This window comes from Cupriavidus sp. GW823-FHT06D04 (assembly GCF_058795055.1).
The window spans coordinates 1-522 of sequence record NZ_JBXAHL010000134.1; the positions used below are offsets into that span (position 1 = coordinate 1).

General features: G+C 52.9%; 1 tRNA gene. It reads right to left on the minus strand.

From position 1 onward, the window contains the following. Nucleotides 1-172 precede the first annotated feature (172 nt). Nucleotides 173-248, minus strand: a tRNA-Ala gene (locus AC1Q7H_RS39930). Between the last annotated feature and the right edge of the window lie 274 nt (nucleotides 249-522).

Below are 522 nucleotides of genomic sequence, written 5' to 3' on the forward strand. Positions count from 1 at the left end.
CTAGGGGATTCGAACCCCTGTACTCACCGTGAAAGGGTGATGTCCTAGGCCTCTAGACGAAGGGGACAGAAACTTGTTTTACAACGCGTTTTCTGTCTTGCGCTGGAAAGTCGACCATTATAGCGGGCTTTTTCGCGCCTGGGAAGCTTCTTTTCAGACGCTTCCCAAATTCTGGTGGAGCTAAGCGGGATCGAACCGCTGACCTCTTGCATGCCATGCAAGCGCTCTCCCAGCTGAGCTATAGCCCCGTAATCCGGTACTGCTGGACGGTTACTGCTGGAACCACCTTCGCTGTCTGCCGCTTACCGCAGCATTTGCAGCGAAGACAGGATTATATAGCGAATTTCGCAACGAATGCAACATTTTTTATTGCGTTTGCAGCGATTAACGACATAATCCCTCACCCAAAGAAAAACCCGCATGGTGCAAACCATGCGGGTCTAGTTTTGGCGGAGTGGACGGGACTCGAACCCGCGACCCCCGGCGTGACAGGCCGGTATTCTAACCGACTGAACTACCACT